This is a genomic window from Phenylobacterium sp. (assembly GCF_036402295.1).
GTDB lineage: Bacteria > Pseudomonadota > Alphaproteobacteria > Caulobacterales > Caulobacteraceae > Phenylobacterium.
Genome location: NZ_DASWTE010000408.1, coordinates 1 through 22,217, shown reverse-complemented (window position 1 = coordinate 22,217; position 22,217 = coordinate 1). Strand labels below are relative to the sequence as shown.

The window sequence follows — 22,217 nt, the reverse complement described above, 5'->3', positions numbered from 1 at the left end:
CGTCAGACCGGCCGCTTCATGCGCACCTCGCGCACCGTGTGGGTGGCGGAGTTCATGACGAGGGTGTGGGTGTGGACGAAGCCGCCCGAGACGCTGACGCCGTCCAGCAGCGCGCCCTTGGTGACGCCGGTGGCCGCGAAGATCGCGTCGGCGCGGACCATCTCGTGCAGGTCGTACTTCTTGTCGAGGTCGGTGATCCCCACGCGGGCGGCGCGGGCGCGCTCGTCGGCGTTGCGGAACACGAGCCGGCCCTGGAACTGGCCGCCCACGCACTTGAGCGCCGCGCAGGCCAGCACGCCCTCGGGCGCCCCGCCCTGCCCCACGTAGAGGTCGATGCCCGTGTCCGGGTCCGCGGTGTTGATCACGCCCGCCACGTCGCCGTCGGTGATCAGGTGGATCCGCGCGCCCACCGAGCGCACCGAGGCGATGATCTCGGCGTGCCGCGGCCGGTCGAGGATGCAGACGGTGATCTCGCTGGGATCGGCGCCCTTGGCCCTGGCCAGCGCCTTGACGTTTTCGGCCGGGCTCTTGTCCAGGTCGATGACGCCGGGCGGATAGCCCGGGCCGCAGCCGATCTTGTCCATGTAGGTGTCGGGGGCGTTGAGGAGCGAGCCCTTGGGCGCCCAGGCCATCACGGCAAGCGCGTTGGCCATGGCCTTGGCGGTCAGCGTGGTGCCTTCCAGCGGATCGAGGGCGATGTCGATCTTGGCCTTGCCGCCCTTGCCCACCTTTTCGCCGATGTAAAGCATCGGCGCCTCGTCGCGCTCGCCCTCGCCGATGACGATCTCGCCGTCGATGTTGAGGTCGTTCAGCGCCGTGCGCATCGCGTCCACCGCGGCCTGGTCGGCGGCCTTCTCGTCGCCCCGGCCGACCAGCTTCCAGGCGGCGATGGCGGCGGCTTCGCAGACCCGGACCGCGTCCATGATCAGGTTGCGGTCCAGAACTTCAGAACTCATGTCGTCTCCAACCCCAAGGACGCCTCTCTCGCGGAGGCGGTATCAAGCTCAGATGCGGGCGATCCGCAACAGGCGCGGCCGATCGAGCACGGCCGGCAATTCCGCGATGCGCTCGACGGCGGCGGTCAGCACCGATTCCGCCACCGCATGCGTGGTCAGCACGATCGGCACGCCCTCGGCGCCCTCCGTCGGCTTCTGCAGGAAGCTTTCGATCGAGACCCCCGCCTCGGCCAGCGTCTCGGAGACCGCCGCGATCACGCCCGGCTCGTCCTTCACCAGGAAGCGCAGGTAGGCGCGGCCCATCATCTTGGACGGGTCGATCGGATCGAACGGCGACAGCGTCCCAGCCTGCGCCTGGAAGACGGGGCGGCGCGCGCCGGCGATCACGTCGGAGATGTCGGCGGCCACGGCCGCGGCGGTCGGCGCGGCGCCGGCGCCGGGGCCCTGGATGAAGATGCGGCCGGTATTCTCGCCTTCGATGAAGAGCGCGTTCAGGGCCCCGCCCGCGCGCGCTAGCGGATGGTCGAGCGGCGCCAGCGTCGGGTGGACCCGGACCAGGGCGCCGTGGATCGAACGTTCGGCCGAGGCCACCAGCTTGATCCGGTAGCCCAGGTCCTTGGCCATGCGGATGTCGAGCAGGGCGATCTGGTCGATGCCCTCGATCTCGGCGGCCTGGAAATTGGGCGCGCAGCCGAAGGCCAGGGCCGCCAGGATGGTGATCTTGTGCGCCGCGTCGAAGCCGCCGACGTCCATGGTCGGGTCGGCCTCGGCGTAGCCCAGGCGCTGGGCCTCGGCCAGGACGTCCGCGAAGGACCGGCCGGTGGCTTCCATCTCGGTCAGGATGTAATTGCAGGTGCCGTTGAGAATGCCCGAGATCGAGCTGATCTCGTCGCCGACCAGGGCCTCGCGGACGATCTTCACCGCCGGGACGCCGCCCATGACGGCGGCCTCGAACAGCAGCGGGACGTCCATCTGCTCGGCCAGGGCCGCAAGCTCGGCCCCGTGCTCGGCGATCAGCGCCTTGTTGGCCGTCACGACCGGCTTGCCGGCCTTCAGCGCCGCCTCGACCGCCGCCTTGGCCGGGCCGTCGGAGCCGCCGATCAGCTCGACGAAGAGGTCCGTCTCGTCGGCCTGGGCGAGCGCCACCGGATCGTCGAACCAGGGGATGCCCGAGATGTCGACCGGCCGCGGCCGCGAGCGCGAGCGAGCCGAGACGCCGCTGACATAGGCCATGCCGCCGGCCGGCGCGAAGCCCGGGTTCTCGCCCAGGAACTTCAGCAGGCCCGCCCCCACGGTTCCGAGGCCGGCGACGCCGATCCCCCAGAGCTTGCGATCCATCGGTTCGCTCATTGTGCGGCCAGCGCGTTGTGGGCGCGCCCGAGGATTTCGTCGGAGTTGGCCAGGAACTTCTTCACGCTGCGCGCGGCCTGCCGGATCCGGTGCTCGTTCTCCACGAGGCCGATGCGGACGTAGCCCTCGCCGTACTCGCCGAAGGCGATGCCGGGCGCCACGGCGACGCCCGCCTCCTCGATCAAGAGCTTTGAGAACAGCATGGAGCCGGCTTCCTCGTATTGGGGCGGCAGCCTGGCCCAGGCGAACATCGAGGCGGGCGGCGCGGGGATGTCCCAGCCGGCGCGCTTCATCGATTCCACCAGGGTGTCGCGGCGCGACTTGTAGATGCCGCGGATCTCGTCGATGCACTCGACCGGGCCGTTCAGAGCCGCGGCGGCCGCTACCTGGATCGGCGTGTAGGCGCCGTAGTCGAGGTAGGACTTCACCCGCGCCAGCGCCGAGCACATGCGCTCGTTGCCGACGACCATGCCCACGCGCCAGCCGGCCATGGCGAAGGTCTTCGAGAGCGAATTGACCTCGACGGCGATATCCTTGGCGCCTTCGACCTGCAGCAGGGACGGCGGCGGGTTGTCGTCGAAGTAGATCTCGGAATAGGCGATGTCGGAGAGCACCAGGAGGTCGTGCTTGCGGGCCAGCCCCACGACCTCCTTGTAGAAGTCGAGGTCCACCCACTGGGCCGTCGGGTTCGACGGGTAGCTGACGATCAGCACGCTGGGCGGCGGCGCCGAGTGCTTCACCGCGCGGCTGATGCCCGCCAGGTACTCCTCGGGGCTGCCGGCCGGCACGTGGCGGATGACGCCGCCGGCCATGATGAAGCCGTAGGCGTGGATCGGGTACGCCGGGTTCGGGCAGATGACCACGTCGCCGGGCGCGGTCAGAGCCTGGGCGAGGTTCGCGAAGCCCTCCTTCGAGCCCAGGGTGGCGATCACCTCGCGCTCGGGGTCCAGCTTCACGCCGAAGCGGCGGTCATAGTAGCCGGCCATGGCCTTGCGCAGGCCGGCGATGCCCTTGGAGGCCGAATAGCGGCCGGCCTTGGGGTCGCGCGCGGTCTCGACCAGTTTGTCGACGATATGCTTCGGCGTCGGCATGTCGGGGTTGCCCATGCCGAAGTCGATGATGTCGACGCCCTGCCCGCGCAGGCGCGCCTTGATCTTGTTGACCTCCTCGAAAACGTACGGAGGAAGGCGTCGGATACGGTGGAATTCGGGTGTCATAATAAAGCTCTTGCGCCGCGGTTCGCCCATGCGGCCGATCTGCGAGCTGACGTCAGGGCTTCGATAGACTCCGGGCGGGAGTCCGCCAAGCCGGCTTGGGGATTTTTATGCCTCTCGCGGCGCCCGGTTCCTTTTCAGGGTCAGCGCGGCGGAGGCGGAGTAGCTCGTTCCCTGAGCGCGCGGGCGAAGGCCTCGGCGTCGCCCGGGGTGGGCGGGTCGAGCTGGGGACCGGCGTCCTTGCGGCCCTTCTCGGCGAACGCTTCGGAGTTCTGCAGCGTCCAGGTGGAGGGCGCGGTGGCCGCCACCAGCGCCTCGCCCTCGGCCAGCACTGCGCGCGCGTCGCGGCCGTACTGCGCCACCGGGCGCAGGTCCTTCGGCGGGGCCGGAATGCTGGCGAAGGTGGGGAACTTGCCCGGCTGGCGGGTCATCTTCGCCACGTCGGCGGCGACCGGCGAGGCCGGGTCGATCTTGGCGTCGTTGAACGGCACGCCCGCGCAGCCGGTCACGATCAGGCACGCCCCGGCGAGCAGGCTGGACCGGACAGCAGTCGAAAAAGGCGGGCGCGACGCATTCATTTCCGCCAAGGTCTTATGCGATGATCGCTGACGGCGGAAGAGCGCGCGTGATGGCGCTCCCGTCGCCTGGGAGAACTGCGCGATGAGCGAACAGACCGCCGCCCCGCCCAAGAAGGCAAAGAGCGCGGGGGCCAAGAAGGCGGGCGCCAAGAAGGCCGCCAAGGCCGAAAAGGCGGCCGCGTCCGAGGCCAAGACCTTCGGGGAATCGTCGCAGCCTCCGCCTGGCCCAGGCCCCTCGCCCGGTCCGGGTTTCGACGCCAGCGCCTTCACCGCCGAGCAGCGCGCCCAGGTCGAGCAGCTGTCGATGAACCTCGCGCGCGCCGCCATCACCGCCCAGGGCGCCATCGCCGAAATGGCGCTGCGCCAGGCCGACCGGCCCGCCGCCCTGTCACCCGACCCGTTCCACGTGGCGCCGGCGCTGACCCAGGTAATGGGCCGCCTAGCCGCCCAGCCCGACCGGATGATGCGGGCCCAGGCCGACCTCTTCACGCGCTACCTCGACTTGTGGCAGGGCGCCGCGCGCCGGGCCGGCGGCGAGACCTCCGAGCCCGTGGTGGCGCCGGCCAAGGGCGACAAGCGGTTCCTGGATCCCGACTGGTCGGACAATCCCGTCTTCGACGTGATCAAGCAGTCCTACCTGCTCACCGCCAACTTCCTGAACGGCCTGGTGGCCGACGTGGACGGGGTGGACCCGCTGGAGAAGCGACGCGTGGAGTTCTTCATGCGGATGCTGACCGACGCGTTCTCACCGTCGAACTTCCTGGCCTCCAACCCGGCGGCGCTTAAAGAGGTGATGTCCACGGGTGGGGCCAGCCTGGTCAAGGGCATGGAGAACTTCCAGGCCGACCTGCAGCGCGGCGGCGGCCAGTTGGCCATCGCCCAGACCGACTATGACATGTTCAAGATCGGCGAGAACGTCGCCACGGCTCCGGGGAAGGTGATCTTCCGAAACGAAATCATAGAGCTGTTGCAGTTTTCTCCCTCGACGGACGAGGTCTACGAGATTCCCCTGCTGATCTTCCCGCCGTGGATCAACAAGTTCTACATCATGGACCTGCGGCCGGAGAACTCGCTGATCCGCTGGCTGGCGAGCCAGGGCTTCACGGTGCTGGTGGCCTCGTGGGTGAACCCGGACGCGACCCTCGCCACCAAGACCTTCGAAGACTACATGCGCCAGGGCATCTACGAGGGCGTGGGCGCGGCGCTGAAGCAGACCGGCGTCGATCGCGTGAACACCGTCGGCTACTGCATCGGCGGCACCCTGCTCTCGGCGACCTTGGCGCACATGGCGGCCAAGGGTGACACGTCCATCGGCTCGGCCACCTTCTTCGCCGCCCAGCAGGACTTCTCCGAGGCCGGCGACCTGCTGCTCTTCACCAACGAGGACTGGATCAAGACCCTCGAGCAGAAGATGGACGCCGGCGGCGGCGTGCTCGACGGCCAGACCATGGCCGACACCTTCAACGCGCTCAGGGGCAACGACCTGATCTGGTCGTTCTTCGTGAACAACTACCTGATGGGCAAGGAGCCCAAGCCGTTCGACCTGCTGTTCTGGAACTCCGACCAGACGCGGATGCCGAAGACGCTGCACACCTTCTACCTGCGCAGGTTCTACGGCCAGAACGCCATGGCCAAGGGCGAACTCGAGCTCGACGGCGTGCAGATCGACCTCTCCAAGGTGAAGATCCCGATCTACGTGCAGTCCTCGAAGGAGGACCACATCGCCCCCGCCCGCTCGGTGTTCAAGGGCGCGCGGCTGTTCGGCGGGCCGGTGACCTTCACCATGGCCGGGTCGGGCCACATCGCGGGCGTGATCAATGCGCCGGCGGCCAACAAGTACCAGCACTGGACGAACGACAAGCTGCCCGGCTCGCTCGAGGAGTGGCAGGCGGGGGCGGTCGAGCATCCGGGGTCGTGGTGGCCGCACTGGGCCAGCTGGCTGGCCGCGCGGTCGGGCAAGAAGATCCCGGCCCGCGATCCGGCCGCGGGCCCGCTGAAGCCGCTGGGCGATGCGCCTGGCGAGTACGTGAAGGTGAAGAGCTAGGCAAATCGGCGTTCAACCGAAGCCCTCCCCTCAATGGAGGCGCTGCGCCCCCACGGCGCTCCAGGCCTGCGCACACCTCCATCCCCGGCCCTTCCTCCAAGGATGAAGGGAGCGTCGGAGGCGTGAGGCCATGCTGAAGGTCGCCTGGCTCTATTCCGCGTTGATCCAGCCGGGCGGCAGGTCGGTCAGGTTCACGCCGCGCAGCACCACCCTGCCCTGAGCCATCTGCACGACGACGTCGGGGCCTTCCTGGCGGATGGTCCGGCGCGTCCCCGCGTCGAGCTGGACGCGGTCGCCCTCGGCGGCCGAGAAGTCGGTGATCTCGTCGAGTCCGGCGTCGGCCGAGCTGTGGAAGACGTCGGCGCCCGGTCCGCCGGTCACGATGTCGTCGTCGCGGTCCCCGGATAGCCAGTCGGCGCCGCGGCCGCCCAGCACGCGGTCGGCGCCGCGGCCCCCTCGGATGGTGTCGCCGCCGCCGCCGCCGTCGACCACATCGTCGCCACCGCGGGCCGCGATCACCTCGCCGTCGGGGCCGCCCTGCAGCCGGTCGGCGCCCGCCGTACCGGCCGTGTTCACCCGCGCCGCGGGGGGCGGCGTGTCCCGGGCGATCGCCTGGGCGATTCTGGCTGTCACCTCGACCGGCGGGCGGCCAGGCTCGACGCCGATGTGGACCAGGCTGTTCTCCGCCACCTCCAGGACCACGACGTCGGGCTTGAACCGCGCCATCAAGTCACGCCGGAACGCCCCGTCCTTGGCGTGGGTGGCGATGATCCGGCTGAAGTGCCCGTAGAGATACGGCATGACGGCATTGGAGAAGGAGTCGCGGACGAACAGCAGCACCGGCTTGCCTGTAGAGCCGGTGTCGATCACCTGCGGCGCGGTCCAGTCGGTGCGCGGGGTGAGGTAGGTGACCTTAAGCCTGTCCTCGGCGTCGCGATCGACCAGCTCGGGATAATCCACGTGGACGAAGCTCGCGACGCCCAGCATCAGCGCCAGGTCGCGGGGCTTGTAGGGTGACCCCGCCCGGTCCTCGGTGAAGGCGGTTATCGGCCGCGGGCCTTCGGCGACGCCCATGGCCTGCAGCCGGTTCATCAGCCCCGCATAGGCCACGTAGGCCCCAAGTCCCGTCCAGTGCGTGTCGTGCCGGCTGTAGACCTTCAGGCCCCAGCGGGCGTCACGCGCGATGGCGGCGTGCGGATAGACCACCTCGCCGGCGGCGGACGCGGCGGCCAGCCGGCTCAGGGTGACGGAGGCCCGGTCACGATCTGGCCCGTCGTACCAGGACGGCCCGAACTGCGGGTAGACAGTCTCCTTCAGGGGCGCGATCAGGGTGACGAAAGCGGCGCCGTTCTGCCGGGCCGCCTCGGTCCGCACCGCCAGGCCCTGGAGCCAGGCCTGCTTCTCGTCCCGCGTCGGGGCCGGGTCTCCCCGCGCGACGCCCAGCGCCGAGCCGTCGTCATAGAACAGCCAGCCGTCGCGCCCGGCGATCACCCGGCTCGAGCCTGTCGCGCCCACCTTCAGCCGAGCAAGGTTGAGGGTGGAGATCAGGTAGGGGCGCGCCGGAAACTGGTCCGCCACCCAGTTGTCGACCGCCTTGCGGAAGCCGGCGAAATCCGCGCGGGCCAGGGCGAGCGGCGGGGCCTTCGCCAGGACGCGGTTCTCCTCCAGCATCGGCGGATCGATCCACGGCTGCGGGACGACGCCCAGCGCGATCACCGCCAGCGTCGCCGCGATCAGTCCCGCCCAGTGTCTGCGAAGGTCGCGCGCCATCAGAACCGGAAGTACAGGAAGGGGTTGAGGCTGGAGCCCGCCAGCTGGGCCACGCTCAGCAGGAGGCCGGCGATGAGGATCGGCGTCGACAGGACATGCGCGCCCTGGGTGTCCAGCCGGGGCTCCAGGGCGGAGGGCGGCAGCTTCGGCGCGCGCAGGCGGTCGAGGGTCCAGGACATGACCGGATAGGCGAAGACCATCCCCAACACGATCGCGCCCATCACCTGGCCGTCCAGCAGGCGCAGGGTCGGCACGGGCAGCTCCTGGAGCGCGTCGAAGCGGACCATGGCCCGCAGGTAGGCGCCCGCCTCGGACATGGACTCGTCGCGGAACAGCACCCAGCCCACCATCACCACCAGGAGGGTGTAGAGGTTCGCCACGATGCGCGGCGCGCGCGCCAGCAAGCCGCCCAGGCCGAAGCGCTCCACGAGCAGGAACGCCCCGTGGAACAGGCCCCAGGCCACGAAGTGCCACGACGCGCCGTGCCAGAGGCCGGTCAGCAGAAACACGATCAGGAGGTTCCGCACGGTCTTCCGCTGGCCCAGCCGGTTGCCGCCCAGCGGGATGTAGACGTAGTCGCGGAACCACGACGACAGCGACATGTGCCAGCGCCGCCAGAACTCGGTGATCGAGCCCGAGGCGTAGGGGTGGTCGAAGTTCTTCGGGAAGGTGAAGCCCAGCATGAACGCCAGGCCGATCGCCATGTTCGAGTAGCCGCAGAAGTCGAAGTAGATCTGCAGGGTGTAGGCCAGCACGCCGAGCCAGGCCGTGCCGGGGTCGAGCGCGCCGGGCGCGATGGCGAACGCGTGGTCGGCGAGCGGGGCGACGCTGTTGGCGATCAGCGCCTTCTGGCAGAGGCCGACGATGAAGTACTGAAGCCCCAGCCCGATGCGGCCGGTCCGGCGGCGGTCGGCGTGCAGCTCGTCGCGGATGTCGGCGAAGCGCACGATCGGCCCGGCGATCAGGTGCGGGAACATCAGGATGTATGAGGCGAACCGGCTGAGGTCCCGCTCGACCTTCACCTGCCCGCGGTGGACGTCCACCAGGTAGCTGATCAGCTGGAAGGTGAAGAACGAGATGCCCAGCGGCAGGGCCACCTCGATGACCGGCAGGTTCGCGGCCGGCAGGACCTTGTCGATCGTCGTGGCCAGGAAGCCCGCGTACTTGAAGTAGCCCAGGATGCTCAGGTCGAGCGCGATCAGGCTGAACAGCATCGCCTGGCGTCGCCGTCGCACCGTCTGGGCTTCGAGCCAGCGCGCGCCGGCATAGTTCACGACGATCAGCGCCAGTAGCAGAAGGACATAGGCGCCCTCGCCCCAGGTGTAAAACACCGCGCTGCCCACCAGCAGCGCCGCCGTGCGCCAGCCGCTCAAATAGTAGCCGAGCAGGAAGACCGGCAAGAAATAGAAGACGAAGATGATCGAACTGAAGACCATGGGCCGTCGGCGGGCAGGCTCGGTTGCTGGCCGCGCAAGTCGCACGGGAGTCGCCGCGGAACGCCAGTGAAAAGCGGGCGCGACCCTTACTAACATTTCATGCAAGCTACCTTGCGTCGCTCACTACCTTGCCGTACCTCATGGACAAGGAAGGAGGGCCGCCAGTGCCCGAGGCCATCGAGATCCAGCTGAAGAAAGGCGCGCTAGAGCTCTGTGTTCTGGCCCTGCTCGCCCAGCGCGACAGCTATGCCTACGAGATCGCCAGCACCCTCGCCGACGCGATCGGCATGGGCGAAGGCACCATCTATCCGCTCATGCGCCGCCTGCAGGCCGAGCGCCTGGTCGAGACCTACCTGGTCGAGAGCCCGGCGGGGCCGCCACGGAAATACTACCGGCTCGCTGAGGCCGGAAAACAGAGCTTCAGCACCCAGAAGGACGCCTGGACTTCATTCTCCGGCGCCGTGAACCAGATCGTCTTTGGAGGGGCGAAATGACACGCCAGGCTTTCATGGCCCGGCTGCGCGAAGGCCTGCGAGGGCTTCCGCCGCAAACCGTGACCGACATCGTCGCCGACTACGAGGCGCACTTCACCGACGGCGAGGCCGCCGGCCGCAGCGAGGCCGAAGTGGCTTCCGCGCTGGGCGATCCCGAGCGGCTGGCCCGCGAGCTCCGCGCCGAGAGCACCATGAACCGCTGGCGCGAGGAGCGCAGCCCCGGCGCCGCCGCGGCCGCCGTTTTCGCCGTGCTGGGGCTGGGGGCCATCGACATCCTGATCCTGCTGCCGATCCTCATGGGGATCGTGGCCACGATCATCGGGATCGGCGTGGCGATCATCGTCGCCTTCTTCGTGGGGGCCTTCATGTTCGCCGCCGGCCCGTTCTTCGACCCGCCGGGCGGTCCGATCACCGCCGTCCTGGGCGGCATCGGCTTCATGGCCGGCTCCGCCTCGGCGGGCGCGGTCCTGACGATCATCTCGATCGGCCTGATGAACGCGCTCGTCTGGTACGGGCGCCTCCACTACCGGCTGCTGAAGCCGGCCCTCGAACCCTGAGCCGGAGGACAGACGCATGATCCGCGTTCTTCTGATGATCGCCGTCGCGGGCTTCGTGCTCTCGGTAGGCGCCATTTCCGCCGCCGTCGCCATCGGCGGTCCCGAAGCGGTCGCCAACGGCGGCTGGAAGATCGCCCAGGGCCATTCCCACTGGGATGGCGACTGGGACTGGGACGACGACGACAACCGCAGCCGTTGGGGCGAAGAGACCACGCGCACCCTGACCTGGAGCGGCGAGCGCCGGCTCGACCTCGATCTGGCGGCCGACGTCCGCTACATCCAGGCTGCCGGCCCCGCCACGGTCACGGTCACGGGCCCGAAGCGGCTCGTCGACCACGTGATCGTGCGCGGCGACACGCTCAAGTACGAGGACCGGGGCCACCGCCAGCACCGCGCGCGGCTGAACGTCGTGGTCCGCGCCCCCGACATCAACAGCTTCGACATCTCGGGCCGCAACAACCTGACGATCGAAGGCTACAGCCAGCCCACCCTGCGCCTGGACGTGTCCGGCTCGGCCGACGTGACCGCCACGGGCCAGGCCGACGAGATCGTCCTCGACCTGTCGGGCAGCAGCGAGGTCGACCTGGGCGGGCTGAAGACCAAGGGCGCCGAGGTCGACATCTCCGGCTCGGCCGACGCCACCATCGCGCCGACCGAATGGGCCAAGCTCGACATCACCGGCCGCGGCGACGTCCGCCTGCTCACCCGCCCGGCCCGACTGGACACCGACGTCTCCGGGTCCGGCCGCGTCCGCCAGGGCGAGGAGGACGCCACCCCCACGCCCACGCCGACGCCCTCCCCGTCTCCCAGCCCGCCGCCTTCGCCTTCCCCCAAGGGCGCGAAGACCTGAAACGGGTCCGGCCCGGGCGTCTGGACACGCCCGGGCCGGCTTTTTCTCGGTCCAACCCGAAACGTGCTCATCCATTCAGGATGAATGGGGCCCTCAGGCCGGAATGAATTTCAGCGCGACGCCGTTGTTGCAGTAGCGCAGGCCGGTCGGGCGCGGGCCGTCGTCGAACACGTGGCCCTGGTGGCCCAGGCATCGGGCGCAGTGGTACTCGGTGCGCGGCACGCCGATCTTGTAGTCGGTCTTGGTGGCCACGGCGCCCGGGATAGCGCGGTAGAAGCTGGGCCAGCCGGTCCCGCTCTCGTACTTCGTCTCGGACTTGAACAGCGGCAGATCGCAGCCGAGGCAGACGAACGTCCCCTTGCGCTTCTCCTTGTTGAGCGGGCTCGTGCCCGGCGGCTCGGTCGCCTCGTGACGGAGCACGTAGTAGCTGGCCTGCGGCAGGCGCTTCTTCCAGTCCGCGTCGGTGATCTTGCGGAACGGTGAGTTGGCGTAGGCGTCCTTGGCCGCGGCGAGGCTCGAGACGGGCGCGGCCAGGGCCAGGGCGGAGACGGCGGCCAGGAAGCCGCGGCGATGCATCGGGGTCGTCATGACCTGATTACGTGCGCCGAAGGCCGGCAGTTTCAAGTCCACCCGCCTCATGGACTCCATAGGTAGCGCACATCGGGCGCGCGCTCCTCGTTGCCCGAGCCGTCGGTGAACTCCACCGGGCGGAAGCCGCGGGCCTCGTAGAAGCGGCGGGCGCGGGTGTTCTGCTGGAAGGTCCAGAGCTCAACCTGCCCCCCGGACGCCATGGCCTTGGCGAGCAACAAGGGGCCGATCCCGCGACCCTGCATGCTCGGGTGGACGAAGAGGTGCTGGATCCAGCCCTCCCGGTAACCGATGTAGCCCACGACCTGGCCGTCCTGCTCGGCGACCCACACCTGGTTTTCGGGCATCAGGTCACCCAGGAACCAGGCGACGTTCTCCTCGTGCGTATGGAGCTGCGGCAGGAACGGCGTGGAGATTTCACGGCAGTCCCAGAGGATCCGGGACATGGCCGGCGCGTCGTCAGGCGTCGCCGGCCGCAGGATCACAGGCCGGCGGCCTCCGGCAGGCCCAGCATGAGGTTGAGGCTCTGAACGGCCGCGCCGGACGCGCCCTTGCCGAGGTTGTCCAGCAGGGCCACGAGGCGGGCCTGACTGCCGTCGGCATTGCCGAACACGAACAGGCGCATCTTGTTGGTGCCGTTCAGCGCCTGGGGGTCCAGCGCCTGAACATAGCCGGCGGCGCCGGCGCGCACCTTGGCGAGTTCGGCGCATTCGGCGCCGCTGGCCACCTCGACGAAGCTCTCGCCGGCGTAGGCGGACTCCAGGACCACATGCAGGTCGGTCGGCGACGGCCGGCTGGGCAGCGCCCAGAGCTGCAGCGGCACCTCCACCAGCATCCCCTGCGCATAGCGGCCGACGGACGGCGCGAACACCGGCTGGTGGCTGATCCCGGTGTGGATCTGCATCTCCGGCAGATGCTTGTGCGCCAGGCTGTAGCCATAGGCGCGGAAGGCGTCGTTCGTGCCCGCGGGCGCGTCCTGCTGCTCGAACTCGGCGATCAGGCCCTTGCCGCCGCCGGAGTAGCCGGACACGGCGTTCACGGTCAGCGGGAAGTCGGCCGGGATCAGGCCCGCGGCCACCAGCGGCCGCACCAGGCCGATGAAGCCCGTCGGATAGCAGCCGGGGTTAGAGACCCGCGTGGCGTTGCGGACTGCGTCGCGCTGGTCCTTGGACATCTCCGGGAAGCCGTAGGTCCAGCCGGGGGCGGTGCGGAACGCGGTCGAGGCGTCGATCACCTTCACGGCGTTGGACGAGATCATCGACACCGCTTCACGCGACGCGTCGTCGGGCAGGCACAGGACCACGGCGTCGGCGGCGTTCAGGAGCTCGCGGCGCGCATCGGCGTCCTTGCGCCGCTCGGGATCGATGGAGAGGACCTCGAGGTCGGAGCGCTTCGCCAGCCGCTCCCGGATCTGGAGCCCCGTGGTGCCGGCTTCGCCGTCGATGAAGATCGTGTGGGCCATGGTCGGTCCCTGAACTGATAGGCCAAAAGAGAAGGGGCGCTTCGGTTGCCCGAAGCGCCCCTCCAAAACGCGAGTGCTCGCGCGCGGGTTAGCGCTTCGAGAACTGGAAGCTGCGTCGGGCCTTGGCCTTGCCGTACTTCTTCCGCTCCACGACGCGCGGGTCGCGGGTCAGGAGGCCGTGCGGCTTCAGCACGGCGCGCAGGCCGGGCTCGTAGTAGGTCAGGGCCTTGGAGATGGCGTGGCGGATGGCGCCGGCCTGGCCCGAGAGGCCCGAGCCCTCGACCGTCGCGACGACGTCGAACTGGCCCGCGCGATCGGAGAGCTCCAGCGGCTGGGCGATCATCATGCGCAGCACCGGACGGGCGAAATACACCGTCTGGTCGCGGCCGTTGATGGTGATCGTGCCCTTGCCCGGCTTGATCCAGACGCGGGCGACGGCGTTCTTGCGCTTGCCGGTCGCGTACGAACGGCCCTGCGCATCGCGCTTGGGCTCGCGGACGACGGTTTCCTCAGCTTGCGTGCCGAGACCCTTCAGGGCGTCGAAGCCGGTGGCTTCGGTCGTGGTGGCTTCGCTCATTACGCGCTCCGCACGTTCTTGGCGTTCAGGTCGGCGAACGCGATGGTCTCGGGGTTCTGAGCGGCGTGCGGATGCTCGGCGCTGTTGTAGATGCGCAGGTGCGTCATCTGCTTGCGGGCGAGCGGGCTTTCCTTGGGCAGCATGCGCTCGACGGCCTTCTGCAGCACGCGCTCGGGATACTTGCCGGCCAGGATCTGCGCCGGGGTCCGCTGCTTCACGCCGCCCGGGTGGCCGGTGTGCCAGTAGTAGACCTCGTCGGTGGCCTTCTTGCCCGTGAACTTCACCTTGTGGGCGTTCACGACGACGACGAAGTCGCCGCAGTCGACGTGCGGGGTGTAATCAGGCCGGTGCTTGCCGCGAAGACGCATGGCGATGAACGAAGCCAGGCGGCCGACCACGGCGTCCTGGGCGTCGATCACGATCCACTTCTTCTCGACCTCGGCGGGCTTCAGCGAAGCCGTGGTGCTCTTCAGCATGAGGGACGATCCAATAGAACCAATGCGGGTTCGCTGAACGCGGCCCCGACGTGAGGCGCGGCATATGCCGAAAAGGACGCCCGCTGTCAATGCGCGTAAATCCGCGCGCCGGCGCGTATATATCTGATTTTGCGAGCTAATTTGTATCCGGTAATATCATACCGCTACTTTTCCGCCGCCAAATAGGCCTCGCTGAGGGTCTGCTTCTCCTTCGCGACCGGCAGCAGGGTCGGATAGAACTGCACGAAGGTGGTGTCCACGGCGGCGTTCTTCTCGTGGCACTGGTTGCAGGCCGAGGTCTGCGGCAACGCCTGGGCGGGCTGCTCGCCGTTGAAGCCGAAGAAGGCCCAGCCGCTGGGATAGCGCTTGTCCTTGAGGTGGACCTCAACGGCCATCCGGTTCGTCTGGAACAGGCCCCCCTTGTTGATCGAGCCCTCCCCCTGCCCGCCGCGGATCTCCAGGACGAAGAACGAACCCTCCGGCCAGCGGCCGGTGCGCACGAAGGTCTCGTACGACGCGCGGTCGACGAAGACGTTGTCGAACATGTGGTGGTCGGCGCCGGTCGGCGCGTTGGGGCCGTAGGTCATGTCCATGCCGGCCGAGAGGAAGATCCAGGTGCGATAGTCCTTCGGGAACTCGAGCTTGCCGTCGGGCGTGAAGACGGCCGCGGGTTTCGGCGCCTGGGCCTGGGTGGCCGAGCCGGCCAGCAGGCCCGCGATCAGGGCGGCCGCCGCCGCGCCCGCGATCCCGAGATGAAGCTTCATGGCCGGCCCCTCCTGTCGACGAGGCCAGTGTGCCGCTCATGCCGGACACCGGACAATGCCGCGAAGGCATCGAATCCGGCCATGCGGCCGAGCTCAGACCCGCCGCACGCGCCAGGCGAAGGCGACGGCGAGGGTCAGGACCAGAGCGGCCGCCAACTGGTGGACGATCGAGAGCCCGACGGGAGCGCCCAGCATCAGGGTGGCGATCCCGAGGAGCGCCTGCGCCGCCACGGCGCCGGCCACCGCCACGCCCAGCAGCTTGGACTCGTGCGCCAGGTATCTCGAGCGCCAGGCGGCGACGCCCAGGGTCACCGCCACCGCGGTAAGGACGTAGGCGACCAGGCGGTGATGCAGCTGCACCGCGCCCTGGCTGTGGGCCAGGGTCGCCCAGAGGCTCGCGCTCGCGTAGTCGTCGGGGAGCAGGCGGCCGTTCATCAGCGGCCAGTCGTTGTAGACGAAGCCGGCGTCGTTGCCGGCCACGAGGGCGCCCAGCAGCACCTGCAGGTAGACGAGGCCCAGGAGCCAGGCCGCACGCCGGCCCCACGGGCTGGGGAGCGTCTGGCGCGCCGTGCCCGCCCAGGCGTCGAATGCGGTCCAGAGCAGCAGCCCCAAGAGCGCGAACGCCAGCCCCAGGTGGACCATCAGCCGCTCGGGCGCGACCGAGACGCGGTGCGAGAGCCCGCTCGCCACCATCCACCAGCCGACGAGGCCCTGCAGGGCGCCCAGCACGAAGATGCCGCCCAGCCGAAGGAAAAGCCGGCGCGGCAGCTGGCGGCGGACCGCGAACCAGACAAAGGGCACGAAGAAGACGACGCCGGTCAGGCGCCCGAGCAGCCGGTGCGACCACTCCCACCAGTAGATCGACTTGAAGGCGGCGAGGCTCATGCCCGCGTTCAGCTGGCTGTACTGCGGGATCTGGCGATAGCGGGCGAACTCCGCCTGCCAGTCGGCCTGGCTCAGCGGCGGGATGGCGCCGGTCACCGGCTTCCACTCGGTGATCGACAGGCCGGAGTCGGTAAGTCGGGTGGCCCCGCCCACGATCACCATGGCCAGCACCATGGCGGCGACGGCCAGCAGCCAGATGGCGACGGGCCGCGAACGGTCCGAACTCAGGAACGAAATCATAGGGACCGCGGTCGCGCAGTTTTCCGGCTGAAACTTGGCCGGGTCCTTTAGCGGGGTTACGCCGCCGCGCCCAGCGCTCTATGACGGCGCCATGTCGCCCCGCCTGCGCAAATTCATCGGCATGGTCGCGATCCTCGCGTTCCTGATCGTCTACATCGTCGTCGTCGCCTCGCTGGGCGACGAGATCCCCGACCACTGGGCGTGGAAGCTCGCCTACTACGGCTTCTTCGGCACCTTCTGGGGTGTGCCCCTGTTCCCCCTGATCCGCTGGATGAACCGCGAGCGGTGACCTAGGCTCCGGCTAGCTCCGGAGGTCCCGATGACACGCCTGCTCGCCGCCCTGCTCGTCCTGATGCTCGCGCCGCTGCCGGCGCTGGCGGCCCAGGTAGGCAAGCTGAAGGTCACCGTGCTCTCGACCATGATGGCCGACCAGGGGATCGGCGAATGGGGCTATGCCGCGCTGGTCGAGGTGGACGGCCGCAAGATCCTCTACGACACCGGCGCGCGGCCCGAGACGGTGCTGGCCAACGCTCGCGACCTGAAGGTCGACCTCTCCGGCATCGAGGACGTGGTGCTGAGCCACCACCACGGCGACCACACGGGCGGCTTCCTGGTGTTGCGCAAGGCGCTGGCGGCGCAGAACCCGAAGGCGCTGAGCCGCGTACATGTGGGCGAGGGCTTCTTCGCGGCCGGGACGCAGGGCTTCCGGCCGGCGATCCCCAAGCTGAAGGCCGACGTCGAGGCGGCCGGCGCGGCCTTCGTCGTCCACAAGGGGCCTGTGGAACTCCTGCCCGGCGTCTGGCTCACCGGGCCGGTGCCGCGCGAGACCGACGAGAAGAACTTCCCGCCGGGCTGGACGCTGGCCGGCGGCGCCGAGGACGACGTGCCCGAGGACATGGCCATGGTGTTCGACACCGCCGACGGCGTCGTGGCGCTGAGCGGCTGCGGACATGCCGGGGTGATCAACATCGTCAGGCGCGCCCGGGGCCTTGCCGCCGGCAAGCCGCTGCTGGCGGTGATCGGCGGGCTGCACCTGTTCCAGAACAGCGACGCGCGCCTCGACTGGACGGGCGCAGAACTGAAGGCGGCCGGCGTGCGCTACCTGCTGCTCGGCCACTGCACCGGCATCGAAGCCACCTGGCGCCTGCGCCAGGCCGCCGGCCTCACCCGCAAGACCGCCGCCTACGGCGCGACCGGCGCGACCTTCGAACTGGGCCAGGGGATCGTCGCGCGGCCGATCGCGGGTTAGTGGCGCTTGCCGTCGAAGATCATCCTGAAGCGCCAGACGCCGTCAGCGGGCGCTGCCATGCCCTCCGCCAACGGCGCGGCCGTCATCCAACCTCGCTCCGCCATCTTCAGGAAGGCGAACTCGAAACCGTAATCGGGCGTCGAGACCGAGATGATCTTGCAGTTCCTCAACAGGCCCTTGTCGGCCACGCGGCAGTCCGCCTCGACAACCGACATCAAGCCCATGCGGGCTGCGCGCTCCGGGTAGTAGGGCCCCGCGTCGCCAAGCCTGCTGTAGGCGCTGCTCCGCTGGAACCGAGCGTCGCGTCGGGGCGGCCCCTCCGCCGCAGGGCCAAAGCGGACCGGAATCACGACCGCGCCTTGCATCTTCTTGGCTGCCTCGGGCGTGGCCCGGAACTTCGGCGCGAGCGAGAGGGCGTATGCCCCGAGGCCGGCGTCCCCGGGCTCTTCAGACAGAATGTGGCAATCGCTGAGCCGACCATCGCCCGCCACCCGACACTCAATGCGCGCCAGACCTCTCTGCGGACCATCGGTCGTCGGCGGATAGAACTTGGCCATATCTTCGGCGCTGGGCGCTTCCGCCCAGATCACCTGCGCCAGAACAGGCGTCGCCGCGACAGTGGCGCACACGACCGCCCACAGCGCGAACTTTCCCGTTGCCCTCATCCCCGGTTCCGCTAGAAGACGCCCCTCGCCGCTGGGCCCGCGGAGCGTGGCGCAGCTTGGTAGCGCACTTGACTGGGGGTCAAGGGGTCGCAGGTTCAAATCCTGTCGCTCCGACCAGCGGCCGGCGGCGAGATTTCCCTCAGCTCTTCAGCAGCCCGTCCAGACGCGCCTTGGCGGTCTCCAGGTCGCGCAGCGCGTCCAGGAGCGCGGTCTTGTGGCCAGTCGGGGCGGCTTTGGCGGTGGGCGCGGGCTTTTCGGCGGGCGGAGGCACGGACACGCCTTCGCCCGCGGCCACGAGGCGCCGCACGCCGTGCTCGCGGTGGAGCTTCTGGACGCCCTTGATGGTGTAGCCCTCGTCGTGCAGCAGGCGGCGCACGCCGCGCAGGACCGCGATGTCGGTGGGGCGGTAGAAGCGGCGTCCGCCAGCGCGCTTCATCGGCTTGATGAAGGTGAACTTCGTTTCCCAGAAGCGCAGCACGTGTTGCGGCACATGAAGCTCATCCGCCGCTTCGGAGATCGTGCGGAAGGCGTCCGGGCCCTTGGCCACCGGGACTACGAGGTCCTCACCGCGAGAGCGCGCGGTCGACCCGCGCCTTCATCACCTGCGAGGCGCGGAAGCCGATCACGCGCCGCGGATCGATCGCGGCCGGTTCGCCGGTCTTGGGATTGCGGCCCATCCGGGCCCGCTTCGCGCGCACCTGGAAGACGCCGAAACCGCTGAGCTTGACCTGCTCGCCGCGTTCCAGCGCCTGGCACATCAGCTCAAGCACGCGCTCGACCAGCTCGGAGCAATCCTGGCGGGTCAGGCCCACCTGCTCGTGCACCGACTCGCACAGGTCGGCCCGCGTGACGGTCGCCCCCTTCATGATCGCCCTGGTCCCCGCCGCCACGTCGTTCATGGTTCTTGATTGTCCTATTGTCACAAAGACTTCAAGTCACGCTTTACAGCTTAAGCCTAAGCGATCGTCAAAGGCGCAGGACGCAGGCGCCCCAGGTCAGGCCGCCGCCCATCGCTTCGAGCAGCAGCAGCTGTCCAGGACGAATGCGACCGTCCTTCAGGCCCTGGTCGAGCGCAAGAGGAATCGAGGCCGCCGACGTGTTCGCGTGTTCCGCCACTGTGGATATCACCTTGTGCGCATCGATCCCGAGCCGTTTGGCCACGCCCTCGAGGATCCGCTGGTTGGCTTGATGGGGGATGAACCAGTCGACGCTGGGCACATCGATGCCCGCGTCGGCGGCCGCGGCGATCACCGCCTCGGAGATGTTCACGACCGCGTGGCGGAACACCTGGTTGCCCTGCATGCGCAGATAGCCGGTCTGGCGGTTGGTGGAGACGCCGCCGTCGACGTAGAGCAGCTCCTGCTTGGTCCCGTCGGCGCGCAGGGCGAAGCCCAGCAGGCCCCGGTCGGAAGTCGTCCCATCCCCCTCCCCGGGTTCCACAACCACCGCGCCGGCCCCGTCGCCGAACAGCACGCAGGTGCCGCGGTCGGTCCAGTCCATCAGGCGGGTCATGGTCTCGGCGCCGATGACCAGCGCGCACTTGCTGCGATTGCGGGCCACGAAGCCGTCGGCCACCGACAGCGCATAGACGAAGCCGGAGCACACCGCCTGGACATCGAAGGCGATGCCGACCGGGCAACCCAGCTTGCGCTGCACGATGGTGGCGACGGCCGGGAAGGTCAGGTCCGGGGTGGTGGTCGCCACCACAATCAGGTCAACGTCGTCCGGCGTGCGGCCGGCGGCTTCCAGCGCCCGGCGGGCGGCCTCGACGGCGAGGTCCGAGACGGGCGTGTCGTCGTCGGCCTGGCGGCGCTGGCGAATGCCGGTGCGCTCGCGGATCCACTCGTCCGACGTGTCGACGATCTTCGCCAGCTCGTCGTTGGTGACGATCCGTTCGGGCAGGAAGCCGCCTACCCCGGTCACGACACTACGCAGGACTTTGGACAAATCAGGCGGCTCCATCCGCGGCGGAAGGGCCCGCGTCGGCGAGCGCGGCGGGAAGCCGCCTCATATTCCGTTCGATCTCTGAGGCAAACCCGCTTTGCGCCACATCGGCCGCCGCACGGATCGCTTTCGTGAAATCCCGCTCGTCAGCGCCGCCATGGCACTTGAGGACGAGGCCGTTGAGGCCCAGCAGCGGCGCGGCCGGCGGCGGACTCATCTTCTCGCGGAAGCGCAACAGCGACGGGCGGGCGAGCAGCGCGCCCAGGTTGGACAGCGGCCCGGCCGTCAGTGCGCCGCGGAGCTCGCCGAACATGAACTTGGCCGCGCCCTCCATCGCCTTAAGCGAGACGTTGCCGGTGAAACCGTCCGTCACCACGACGTTGACGGCGCCGCCCGTGATGTCGTCGCCCTCGACGAAGCCCTTGTAGTCGAGGTCGAGCTTGCCCTCGCGCAGGACGCGGTGCGCCTCGCGGACCTCCTCGTGGCCCTTCATATCTTCCGAGCCGACGTTCAGCAGGCCGACCGTGGGGCGGGCCACGCCGTGGGCGGCGCGATGGTAGGCCTCGCCCATGATCGCGAACTCCACCAACCGCTCGGCGTCGCAGTCCACGTTGGCGCCGACGTCGAGGAAGGTGGTGACGCCCCTGGCGTGCGGGATCGAGGCCACCAGGGCCGGACGGTCCAGATCGGCGCTCATCCGCAGGATCAGCTTGGAGATGGCCATCAAGGCGCCGGTGTTGCCGGCCGAGACGGCGGCGTTGGCCTCGCCCTCGCGGATCGCCTCGACGCTGTTCCACATCGACGAGCCCTTGCCGCGGCGCATGGCCTGGGCCGGCTTCTCGTCCATGGCGATGACCTTGGCGGCGTGCCGAATCTCGGCGCGGTCGGCCAGGATCCGGTGGCGCCCCATCTCGGCTTTCAGTGCGGCTTCGTCGCCGTGCAGGAGGAGGCGGACATGGGGTCGGTCAACCAGCGCCCTGGCGCAGGCGGGGATCACCACACTCGGTCCGTGGTCGCCGCCCATGGCGTCGACGGAGATGACCAGCGGTTGGGTCAAATGATGGTGTCCGTCCCTTTTGGCGACCCTGGAGGATTCGCCGCGGCGACCTTAGCGGTCGGCTTGCGGCGTGGAAACTAAGCCTTTGGCTCGGTGAGCTTCTTCAGCGCGGCGAAGGGCGAGGTCTCCTCCTCCGGCGCGTCGTAGTCGAAGGTCGCGCCGGGCTTGCGCGGGAACGGATCGACCTCCAGCGCCAGGTGCTCGATCACATAGCCGGCCAGGTCGATGGCGTCGCCGTCCAGCACGTCCGGCGCGTCGGGCGCGTCGGGATCCAGCGCCAACTCTCCGCCGTCGGACGTCGCCGCGTGCGGGCTGCCGGCCGGCACGACGCGCACGTCGATCTCGCCCCTGAGCGGCTGTTCGAAGGGGTCGAGGGAGACGCCGCACACCTGTTCGACGATCGCGTCGATTTTCCCGGTGAGCTCGGCGCCGTCCAGCCAGGGCTTCACAGTGACCTCGGCCTTGAGCGACGGGAGGCTCTTCAGCCCCAGCCGCTTGGCGATCGCCGCGCGCTGCTCGGCGTCGGGCTCCAACGTCAGGCGCACCGGCCCACGGCTGAGCTCGTGCAGCTTCAGGGGGGCGTCCCAGCTCAAAGCGGCGCCCATTCGACGTCGCCGGCGTACAGGCGCTCGACGGCTTGGGCGCGCAGCGCCTCCCGCTGCTGCAGGACATAGGCGGCCAGCCGAGGGGCTCCGCTCGCGTCGGCGCCCTCGTAGACCGTGCGTTCGAGCATGGCCTGCAGGTCGGTCGTGTCGGGCAGCGCCGAGAGCGCGTCCTCCAGCGAGCCGATGCGGCCGTAGAAGGCCTCGCCCAGCTTGCGCATCTTCTTGCCGACCGAGAGGTCGCCGACGCCCATTTCGCGCAGCGCGTGGTCCAGGGCGCTGAGATAGGTGTCGAACAGGGCCTGGGCGGTCTCGGCCGCCTGGTCCCCCTGCCCCTTCAGCCGCTCGAGCAGCAGGTAGACATGCAGGCTGTAGAGCTCGAAGCGGCCCTCGACCGTGTCGGGGGCGCCGAGCTCGGCGTAGAGCGCGGGCGTGCGCGATTGGGCCACCGTCCGCGCA

At 69.4% G+C, this 22,217-nt stretch carries 26 protein-coding genes and 1 tRNA gene; 7 read left to right on the top strand and 20 right to left on the bottom strand.

The window, feature by feature from the left end; all coding sequences use genetic code 11:
* Positions 1–2 precede the first annotated feature (2 nt).
* From glpX to VGD44_RS23745, 4 genes are all read right to left on the bottom strand, one after another.
* Positions 3–956 carry a class II fructose-bisphosphatase gene (gene glpX / locus VGD44_RS23760; RefSeq protein WP_331090860.1) on the bottom strand — a complete coding sequence of 318 codons (954 nt, stop codon included), beginning with the start codon at positions 954–956 and terminating at the stop codon, positions 3–5.
* A 48-nt stretch (positions 957–1,004) separates the two neighbouring features.
* Complete coding sequence (locus VGD44_RS23755) at positions 1,005–2,294, bottom strand: homoserine dehydrogenase (protein ID WP_331090859.1); 1,290 nt, start codon at positions 2,292–2,294, stop codon at positions 1,005–1,007.
* An 8-nt stretch (positions 2,295–2,302) separates the two neighbouring features.
* Positions 2,303–3,523, bottom strand: coding sequence for an LL-diaminopimelate aminotransferase (locus VGD44_RS23750; protein ID WP_331090858.1), 1,221 nt, complete (start codon positions 3,521–3,523; stop codon positions 2,303–2,305).
* A gap of 140 nt (positions 3,524–3,663) precedes the next feature.
* Entirely contained in the window at positions 3,664–4,029 is a 366-nt protein-coding gene (locus VGD44_RS23745; protein ID WP_331090857.1) for a hypothetical protein, read from the bottom strand.
* A gap of 151 nt (positions 4,030–4,180) precedes the next feature.
* On the opposite strand from VGD44_RS23745, the gene phaC reads away from it, so the two are divergent.
* Positions 4,181–6,142: a class I poly(R)-hydroxyalkanoic acid synthase gene (gene phaC, locus VGD44_RS23740; protein ID WP_414694719.1), complete on the top strand. Its 1,962-nt coding sequence runs from the start codon at positions 4,181–4,183 to the stop codon at positions 6,140–6,142.
* Between the two features lie 150 nt (positions 6,143–6,292).
* Here phaC and VGD44_RS23735 read toward each other — a convergent pair whose 3' ends face one another.
* Positions 6,293–7,912 (bottom strand): alginate O-acetyltransferase AlgX-related protein, encoded by a 1,620-nt coding sequence (locus VGD44_RS23735; RefSeq protein ID WP_331090856.1) that lies wholly within the window; start codon positions 7,910–7,912, stop codon positions 6,293–6,295.
* Entirely contained in the window at positions 7,912–9,348 is a 1,437-nt protein-coding gene (locus VGD44_RS23730; RefSeq protein ID WP_331090855.1) for an MBOAT family protein, read from the bottom strand. The genes VGD44_RS23735 and VGD44_RS23730 overlap by 1 nt, the downstream gene beginning before the upstream one ends.
* 164 nt (positions 9,349–9,512) lie before the next feature.
* Here VGD44_RS23730 and VGD44_RS23725 point away from each other — a divergent pair, with 164 nt between their 5' ends.
* From VGD44_RS23725 to VGD44_RS23715, 3 genes are read left to right on the top strand one after another with little or no spacing between them, the layout of a single operon-like run.
* Entirely contained in the window at positions 9,513–9,842 is a 330-nt protein-coding gene (locus VGD44_RS23725; RefSeq protein ID WP_331090854.1) for a PadR family transcriptional regulator, read from the top strand.
* Entirely contained in the window at positions 9,839–10,399 is a 561-nt protein-coding gene (locus tag VGD44_RS23720) for a DUF1700 domain-containing protein (protein WP_331090853.1), read from the top strand. Before VGD44_RS23725 ends, VGD44_RS23720 begins: the two co-directional genes overlap by 4 nt.
* Before the next feature lie 16 nt (positions 10,400–10,415).
* Positions 10,416–11,249 (top strand): GIN domain-containing protein, encoded by an 834-nt coding sequence (locus tag VGD44_RS23715; RefSeq protein WP_331090852.1) that lies wholly within the window; start codon positions 10,416–10,418, stop codon positions 11,247–11,249.
* A gap of 93 nt (positions 11,250–11,342) precedes the next feature.
* On the opposite strand, the gene msrB is transcribed toward VGD44_RS23715, so the two are convergent.
* The 7 genes from msrB to VGD44_RS23680 form a co-directional block, all read right to left on the bottom strand.
* Complete coding sequence (gene msrB / locus VGD44_RS23710; protein ID WP_331090851.1) at positions 11,343–11,873, bottom strand: peptide-methionine (R)-S-oxide reductase MsrB; 531 nt, start codon at positions 11,871–11,873, stop codon at positions 11,343–11,345.
* Positions 11,874–11,884: 11 nt separating this feature from the next.
* Complete coding sequence (locus tag VGD44_RS23705) at positions 11,885–12,283, bottom strand: GNAT family N-acetyltransferase (RefSeq protein ID WP_331090850.1); 399 nt, start codon at positions 12,281–12,283, stop codon at positions 11,885–11,887.
* A 35-nt stretch (positions 12,284–12,318) separates the two neighbouring features.
* Entirely contained in the window at positions 12,319–13,299 is a 981-nt protein-coding gene (gene argC, locus VGD44_RS23700; protein ID WP_331090849.1) for an N-acetyl-gamma-glutamyl-phosphate reductase, read from the bottom strand.
* 88 nt (positions 13,300–13,387) lie between these two features.
* Positions 13,388–13,876 (bottom strand): 30S ribosomal protein S9, encoded by a 489-nt coding sequence (rpsI, locus tag VGD44_RS23695; RefSeq protein WP_331090848.1) that lies wholly within the window; start codon positions 13,874–13,876, stop codon positions 13,388–13,390.
* A complete protein-coding gene (gene rplM, locus VGD44_RS23690) occupies positions 13,876–14,349 on the bottom strand; it encodes a 50S ribosomal protein L13 (RefSeq protein WP_331090861.1) in 474 nt (157 codons plus the stop codon). The genes rpsI and rplM overlap by 1 nt, the downstream gene beginning before the upstream one ends.
* Before the next feature lie 167 nt (positions 14,350–14,516).
* On the bottom strand, positions 14,517–15,116 hold the full coding sequence (locus VGD44_RS23685; RefSeq protein ID WP_331090847.1) for a cytochrome P460 family protein: 600 nt from the start codon (positions 15,114–15,116) through the stop codon (positions 14,517–14,519).
* Positions 15,117–15,209: 93 nt separating this feature from the next.
* Positions 15,210–16,241, bottom strand: coding sequence for a COX15/CtaA family protein (locus tag VGD44_RS23680; protein WP_331090846.1), 1,032 nt, complete (start codon positions 16,239–16,241; stop codon positions 15,210–15,212).
* Between the two features lie 91 nt (positions 16,242–16,332).
* Here VGD44_RS23680 and VGD44_RS23675 point away from each other — a divergent pair, with 91 nt between their 5' ends.
* Positions 16,333–16,530 carry a DUF2842 domain-containing protein gene (locus tag VGD44_RS23675; protein WP_331090845.1) on the top strand — a complete coding sequence of 66 codons (198 nt, stop codon included), beginning with the start codon at positions 16,333–16,335 and terminating at the stop codon, positions 16,528–16,530.
* A gap of 30 nt (positions 16,531–16,560) precedes the next feature.
* Positions 16,561–17,490, top strand: coding sequence for an MBL fold metallo-hydrolase (locus VGD44_RS23670; protein ID WP_331090844.1), 930 nt, complete (start codon positions 16,561–16,563; stop codon positions 17,488–17,490).
* Here VGD44_RS23670 and VGD44_RS23665 read toward each other — a convergent pair.
* Positions 17,487–18,155 (bottom strand): TonB family protein, encoded by a 669-nt coding sequence (locus VGD44_RS23665; RefSeq protein WP_331090843.1) that lies wholly within the window; start codon positions 18,153–18,155, stop codon positions 17,487–17,489. The genes VGD44_RS23670 and VGD44_RS23665 overlap by 4 nt on opposite strands.
* Positions 18,156–18,195: 40 nt before the next feature.
* Here VGD44_RS23665 and VGD44_RS23660 point away from each other — a divergent pair.
* Positions 18,196–18,272 (top strand) — tRNA-Pro (locus VGD44_RS23660).
* A 22-nt stretch (positions 18,273–18,294) separates the two neighbouring features.
* Here the strand turns inward: VGD44_RS23660 and VGD44_RS23655 are convergent.
* The 6 genes from VGD44_RS23655 to VGD44_RS23630 all read right to left on the bottom strand — a co-directional run.
* Positions 18,295–18,702, bottom strand: coding sequence for a MerR family transcriptional regulator (locus VGD44_RS23655; RefSeq protein WP_331090842.1), 408 nt, complete (start codon positions 18,700–18,702; stop codon positions 18,295–18,297).
* Between the two features lie 16 nt (positions 18,703–18,718).
* Positions 18,719–19,021: an integration host factor subunit alpha gene (locus VGD44_RS23650; protein ID WP_068876961.1), complete on the bottom strand. Its 303-nt coding sequence runs from the start codon at positions 19,019–19,021 to the stop codon at positions 18,719–18,721.
* Positions 19,022–19,121: 100 nt separating this feature from the next.
* Positions 19,122–20,117 (bottom strand): beta-ketoacyl-ACP synthase III, encoded by a 996-nt coding sequence (locus VGD44_RS23645; RefSeq protein ID WP_331090841.1) that lies wholly within the window; start codon positions 20,115–20,117, stop codon positions 19,122–19,124.
* A complete protein-coding gene (gene plsX, locus VGD44_RS23640; RefSeq protein ID WP_331090840.1) occupies positions 20,104–21,156 on the bottom strand; it encodes a phosphate acyltransferase PlsX in 1,053 nt (350 codons plus the stop codon). Before plsX ends, VGD44_RS23645 begins: the two co-directional genes overlap by 14 nt.
* A 77-nt stretch (positions 21,157–21,233) precedes the next feature.
* Positions 21,234–21,761 carry a DUF177 domain-containing protein gene (locus VGD44_RS23635; RefSeq protein WP_331090839.1) on the bottom strand — a complete coding sequence of 176 codons (528 nt, stop codon included), beginning with the start codon at positions 21,759–21,761 and terminating at the stop codon, positions 21,234–21,236.
* Positions 21,746–22,217: ubiquinol-cytochrome C chaperone family protein (locus tag VGD44_RS23630; RefSeq protein ID WP_331090838.1), on the bottom strand; the 472-nt coding region annotated here is incomplete at its 5' end. The genes VGD44_RS23635 and VGD44_RS23630, both read right to left, overlap by 16 nt.